We start from the raw sequence: 6,073 nt of genomic DNA, 5'->3' as shown, positions 1-6,073 counted from the left end.
CCAAGGGAGGGCCCCAAGGGTTGCACCCTCTGGACACCCGCAAGGGTTGGCGTGGGAGTAGGATTGAAGGGACTTAGTTACTTGGGTGCCGGGATCGCTTGTCCCTGCGGGACCGCTTGAACTTTTGGCGCTCCGGGGGCTGTTCCTACGGAATACGCAAGAGCTTCAACTGCGAGCTGTTCTGCGGGCTGTTCCTGCGGAATGCGCAAGAGCCTCAACTGCGAGCTGTTCCTGCGGAATGCGCAAGAGTCTCAACTGCGAGCTGTTCCTGCGGAATGCGCAAGAGCCTCAACTGCGAGCTGTTCCTGCGGAATGCGCAAGAGCCTCAACTGCGAGCTGTTCCTGCGGAATGCGCAAGGGCTCAACTGCGAGCTGTTCCTGCGGAATGCGCAAATACCTAAAGCTTTTATGCTATCTGCTTATCTAAAAAGAACGGCCTGAAAAGAGCCGTTCTGTTCAATACGTAGTGTGACCTTACTCAGCCCGCAGCTCCAGCAAAGCGTCGCGCAGCTCGGCGGCGCGCTCGAATTGCAGGTTCTTGGCGGCGTCCTTCATCTCGGCCTCCAGACGCTGCATCAGGCTCTGCTTGTCTTTCTTATTCAGCTTGCCGCCTGCACCGGTGAGATAATCGGCTTTGGACTCGGCCACCTTAGTGGCTTCGATGATTTCGCGGATCTTCTTGTTGATTGTCGTCGGTGTAATCCCATGCTGCTCGTTGTAAGCTATCTGAATCGCCCGGCGGCGTTCAGTTTCGCTGATCGCCTTCTCCATGGAATCCGTTATACGATCGCCATACATGATGACCCGTCCCTCTGAGTTACGGGCCGCACGGCCGATCGTCTGGATCAGCGAGCGCTCGGAACGAAGGAAGCCCTCCTTGTCAGCATCCAGAATAGTAACCAGCGATACTTCAGGAAGATCAAGGCCCTCTCTTAACAAGTTAATACCCACAAGGACATGGAACGTACCGAGCCGGAGATCCCGCAAAATCGCCATCCGCTCGAGCGTCTTGATATCAGAGTGCATATAGCGGACCTTGATGCCGATCTCTTTAAAGTAATCCGTAAGATCCTCTGACATTTTCTTGGTCAGTGTGGTCACCAATACCCGTTCGTCCCGCGCCACACGTTCACGGATCTCATTAATCAGATCATCAATCTGTCCTTCTGTCGGCCGCACCTCAATAATCGGGTCGAGCAGGCCGGTTGGCCGGATAATCTGCTGCACCATTGTTTCGCAGTGCTCCATCTCGTAGGGTCCCGGTGTTGCTGAGACATAGACAATCTGGTTCACCTTGTCTTCGAACTCCTCGAACTGCAGCGGACGGTTATCCAGTGCAGACGGGAGGCGGAAGCCGTGCTCAACCAGCACCGTCTTGCGCGCCCGGTCACCGTTATACATGGCCCGGATCTGAGGCAGCGTAACATGTGACTCGTCGATGACAATCAGCATGTCATCCGGGAAGTAATCCATCAGCGTATAAGGAGTAGCCCCGGGCTCCCGGAAGGTCAGCGGCCCGGAATAGTTCTCGATCCCCGAACAGAAGCCGACCTCCTTCATCATCTCGATATCATAGCGTGTCCGCTGCTCCAGGCGCTGTGCCTCGAGCAGCTTGCCTGCATCACGCAGAACGGCCAGCCGCTCCTCAAGCTCACGTTCAATATTGACTAATGCGACTCGCATGGTCTCTTCCTGGGTAACAAAGTGAGAGGCCGGAAAAATTGCAATATGATCGCGCTCGCCGATCAGCTCCCCGGTCAGCACATCAATCTCTGTAATCCGCTCAATCTCATCACCAAATAGTTCAACCCTGATTGCGTGCTCTCCTTGGGAAGCCGGGAAGATTTCGACCACATCACCGCGTACACGGAAGGTACCGCGCACAAAGTTAAGATCATTGCGCTGATATTGGATATCCACGAGCCGGCTCAGAATCTGATTGCGCGGCTTCTCCATTCCGACACGTAAAGAAAGCAGAAGGCTGCCGTATTCCTGCGGCGATCCGAGACCATAGATACAGGATACGCTCGCCACAATAATGACGTCACGCCGCTCAAACAGTGAGCTCGTTGCCGAGTGGCGCAGCTTATCTATCTCTTCATTAATGCTGGAATCTTTCTCGATGTAAGTGTCGGAGGAGGGAATGTAGGCTTCTGGCTGATAATAATCGTAGTAACTGACGAAGTAATCGACGGAATTGCTTGGAAAAAACTCCTTGAACTCACTCGCCAGCTGTGCAGCAAGTGTCTTGTTGTGCGCAATAACCAGTGTAGGACGGTTAAGCTTGGATATCATTTGTGCAATGGTAAAGGTCTTGCCTGTACCCGTTGCTCCCAGCAGCGTCTGGTGTCTCTTACCCTGCCGGATGCCGTTCACTAATTCTTCTATGGCATGAGGCTGATCGCCCTGGGGTGTATACTCGGACTCCAGTTTAAAAGTCTTCGTACTGACGACAATATCACTCATTTGCCCGTCTCCCCTCTATCGTCTAAAATATATTAATATACCACTAATTGTGGTCTGAATGCGCTGATCCCATACGGTATAAAAAATATGAAAGATAAGAATGCGTGTTCCCGTTTATTATACAGCGTTGCCTACATGGATGCAAACCATAATATATAGAAATCTAAGGAGACTGATCTATGGATATCACCTCAATTATCGGCCTCCTGACCGGGCTGGCCGCGCTTATTGGCGGTTTTTTCCGGGAAGGCGGTACGCTGCCGGGACTGCTTCAGCCAAACGCCGCCCTTATTGTATTCGGAGGCACGCTTGCTGCGGTGCTGATTAGCTTTCCCGCCTCCAAGCTGCGCTCTGTACCCGCTGCGCTCCGCCTTGCTTTTGGCAGACAGCCTGACACCGATCTCGATAAAGCCCAGGAACTGATCTCGATGGCGGCTATTACGCGCAGAGGCGGTGTGCTTGCGCTGGAAAAGCAGGCAGAGGAGCATCCCGACCCTTTTACCCGTGAAGGGCTGCTGCTCATCGTCGACGGTACTGATCCGGATCAGGTACGCCAGATTCTGGAGCTGGATATGGATGCCAAAGAGCTGAAATATGAAGGATACGCCAAAATTTTCGAAGCTGCCGGAGGATACGCCCCGACTATGGGGATTATCGGAACCGTCATGGGACTTATTCATGTACTCAGTAATCTTTCTGATCCGTCAGGCCTCGGTTCATCCATTGCAGTCGCCTTTACCGCAACCTTGTATGGTGTAGCCAGCGCCAATCTAATCTTTTTACCCATCGCCTCCAAAATTAAATCCCGTGCTCAGACTGAGCTAAGCAGCATGGAGATGCTGCTGGTCGGCATACTGTCCCTGCAGAACGGGGATCCTCCGCATCTGGTGCGTAAGAAGCTGAGCTCTTTTATCGCTGATTCACCGGATATAGAGAGATCCTTCAGAGGCCTGTCATGAAGCAACGGACCCGGCGCAGCCGCAAGAGTGATGGACAGCACGAGCCCCGGGACCGCTGGATGATTACCTATGCGGATCTGATTACGCTGCTGCTGATTTTTTTCGTCGTCATGTATGCGATGAGCAGTCTGGACACCGAGAAGTACAGAATAGTAACGGGTTCCCTGTCTGAAACGTTCCGTAGCGGAAACCCTGTGCTGGATGGGGGAAGCGGTGTTCTGGATGGAGAGAACGGAATTCAAGATCCCCCTGCTGCCGGAGGGCATAACGGAGGAAGCAGCGCGGACGGAACCGATGATTCCGTAACAGGCGGAACAGGCAATGCAGGCAGCCCCGGCGGAACACCTGCCGTAGAAGAACAGGACGGGAATGAGCCGCCGTCTGCGCGCGAGCTCGCTTTCCGCGAACAGGAAGCCAAGCTTAACGCCCTTATGAACGTAATCACAGCTTATGTTGAGGACAATAATCTCGGCGGCCAGATCTTTGTGGCGGACAAGCCGCAGGGGATTGCCATTACGCTTAGCGACCGATTTTTGTTCGATGCCGGCCGGGCAGAGCTGAAGCCGCCTGCTTTTCCGGCACTTCGCCAGCTATCCGGTTTATTCAGCGGCATAGGCGCATCGATCAGCATCGAAGGCCATACCGATAACACCCCCGTGTCTGCCGGCTCACAGTATAATGATAACTGGGATCTGTCGGGGGCACGCGCGCTCTCGGTTTTGCGCTTTTTTCTGGACAGTGAAGGGCTGGACCCGGGAACCTTCCAGTATGCGGGTTATGCCGACACCCGGCCCGCTTACGACAATGCTACGGCCGAGGGACGCCAGAGAAACCGCCGGGTTGAGCTAATTGTGCTCCGGCAGCTGCAGGAAGAGGAATAACGGATTCGTTGCAGCCAAGAGATCAGCAGAAGGCAACACTGCCAAACTTTGCTGACAGGGAGCCTGAATTTAGATGATTAATAACAACGAAATAACCCCCTTTACGTTACCGTGAAATGATCTCGCTGTGCAGTTCTTTGCTGGTCACTGCTTTTGTCTCAACCTGGATCATTGTAGGAATCGGTTTTACTTCCCGTGTATTAATCATGTTTACTTCGAATAATTATTTTTGGGGTGAAGAGGCTTACAGCTATCCTGCCGGCAAACTGATCTGGATGGCAGGACACTATGTGCTCGCCGGAGGAGCGCTTGCCCTGGCTTGGTATGTCTATTGGTGGATACTCTCCAGCCATTCTGAGACCAGAGTCATCCGCCACTTTCCTCTGCAGCTGCTGTTTGCTTACGTTCCGCTGCTTCTACTTTTTTCACAGATAAATCCTGTCTATAATCCGGATCAGATGATTCCACCCTCCTCTGGCGAGATAAGATTTCTTCTGTGTATGGGTATGTCTGCGGTGCTGCTGTTTCCGTTTTACCTTATCTGTATCTACCGTTTTGTGTTGCGCGTCAACACAGCTCCAAACCGTACTATCAGGCTCCTTCTTCTCCTGATTTCATTTGCACTAATTGGCATGGGGCTATTGTGCTTGTTATGGCGGATCGTCCCGCAGCTGTACCCGGAGCTTAACAAATTCCCGATCTTTTATTAAGGATAGCTTGAGCGGCAGCAGAAAAAGACGGACTCCGCGCAGCATGATGTAAGCCGCATACGAAATCCGCCTCTATATTACACAGGCACCCCTACCTTGGCGAAGGCAAGAGTGCCTGTTTTCATTTGCACAAATTGCCCAGCTGTTATTCCCCGATTAATTCACGGTAAGCAGCCGCATCCAGCAGTCCGGCAACAGCCTCGCTGTATTCCCCGTCAAGCTCAAGCTCAAAGATCCAGCCGCCGCTGTAAGGCTCGTCATTCAGCAGCTCCGGGCTGGCCTCCAGTGCATCATTAATCCGGGTCACCTTTCCCGAGACGGGTGAATATAATTCGGAAACTGTCTTTACAGACTCAATACTGCCTACGCTGTCCCCGGCGGAAATAGCAGCTCCTACCTCAGGAAACTCTACAAACACGATGTCCCCGAGCAGATGCTGGGCATGATCCGTAATCCCGACCCGCACTACGCGTCCTTCACCCTGCTGAGCCCATTCGTGCTCTTCACTGTACCGCAGGTTGTCTAACACTTCACTCATTTCAAGCGCCTCATTTCCGAATTTGGTGTTGTAAATGTAGTTATAGACTAAGATATCGGCTTGCGCAATGTCAATATAACTGACAGGAAATTTAATTTTGTCATCTTTTTGACGTTTTTTTGTTGACGCCGGGTCCAATACCCGGTTTAATGGAGACATCAGAACATCAATATGGTTTGCGAATGATGGCATAGGGAGAGACTGTCTCTTGAAGACGGCGCCGAAGGAGTAAGCCCATGGCGGGTGAATCTCTCAGGCAAAAGGACCTTTGCCGGACGCATCTCTGGAGAGCATCAGTCCCTGCATCTGCAGCGCACTGATCACCAACGGGGAAACCTGCGGGATTTGGTCCCGGCAGGGTAACTCTCAGGTACAAAGGACAGAGCGGAAGGCTATTTTTGCGCACAAGTGCGTATTTTTAGCGTCCGCTCTGTCCTTTTTTTGTTGTCTATCCAAACAGGCGCCGGCCCGGACGGGTACGGGACAGCCGCTATGCTTATGTGTAATCAGATCAGGGGA

The 6,073-nt window shown here is 52.7% G+C and carries 4 protein-coding genes and 1 riboswitch; of the genes, 2 read left to right on the top strand and 2 right to left on the bottom strand.

What is annotated here, in order from left to right; genetic code table 11:
• Positions 1 to 474 precede the first annotated feature (474 nt).
• Positions 475 to 2,466, bottom strand: a complete 1,992-nt coding sequence (gene uvrB, locus BN3772_RS00870; protein WP_042195640.1) for an excinuclease ABC subunit UvrB — start codon at positions 2,464 to 2,466, stop codon at positions 475 to 477.
• Positions 2,467 to 2,645: 179 nt separating this feature from the next.
• Between uvrB and BN3772_RS00865 the strand changes: the two genes are divergently transcribed.
• Together BN3772_RS00865 and BN3772_RS00860 are read left to right on the top strand one after the other, a co-directional pair.
• Positions 2,646 to 3,425 (top strand): flagellar motor protein, encoded by a 780-nt coding sequence (locus BN3772_RS00865; RefSeq protein ID WP_042181183.1) that lies wholly within the window; start codon positions 2,646 to 2,648, stop codon positions 3,423 to 3,425.
• The gene (locus BN3772_RS00860; RefSeq protein WP_042195637.1) at positions 3,422 to 4,306 is read left to right on the top strand and encodes an OmpA/MotB family protein; all 885 of its coding nucleotides are present in this window, start codon (positions 3,422 to 3,424) and stop codon (positions 4,304 to 4,306) included. The genes BN3772_RS00865 and BN3772_RS00860 overlap by 4 nt, the downstream gene beginning before the upstream one ends.
• Positions 4,307 to 5,161: 855 nt before the next feature.
• Here the strand turns inward: BN3772_RS00860 and gcvH are convergent.
• Positions 5,162 to 5,554, bottom strand: a complete 393-nt coding sequence (gcvH, locus tag BN3772_RS00850) for a glycine cleavage system protein GcvH (RefSeq protein WP_042183354.1) — start codon at positions 5,552 to 5,554, stop codon at positions 5,162 to 5,164.
• Between the two features lie 182 nt (positions 5,555 to 5,736).
• Positions 5,737 to 5,832: riboswitch (glycine riboswitch) on the top strand.
• The last annotated feature ends 241 nt before the right edge of the window (positions 5,833 to 6,073 follow it).

This window comes from Paenibacillus camerounensis (genome assembly GCF_000723885.1).
GTDB classification, from domain to species: Bacteria; Bacillota; Bacilli; order Paenibacillales; family Paenibacillaceae; genus Paenibacillus_AQ; species Paenibacillus_AQ camerounensis.
This window is presented reverse-complemented; position numbering and strand designations above follow the sequence as displayed.

Bases quoted from the DNA above. Each gene is read 5' to 3' on its own strand.
- uvrB (WP_042195640.1), bottom strand. From the start codon at position 2,466: ATGAGTGATATTGTCGTCAGTACGAAGACTTTTAAACTGGAGTCCGAG.
- BN3772_RS00865 (WP_042181183.1), top strand. From the start codon at position 2,646: ATGGATATCACCTCAATTATCGGCCTCCTGACCGGGCTGGCCGCGCTT.
- BN3772_RS00860 (WP_042195637.1), top strand. From the start codon at position 3,422: ATGAAGCAACGGACCCGGCGCAGCCGCAAGAGTGATGGACAGCACGAG.
- gcvH (WP_042183354.1), bottom strand. From the start codon at position 5,554: ATGAGTGAAGTGTTAGACAACCTGCGGTACAGTGAAGAGCACGAATGG.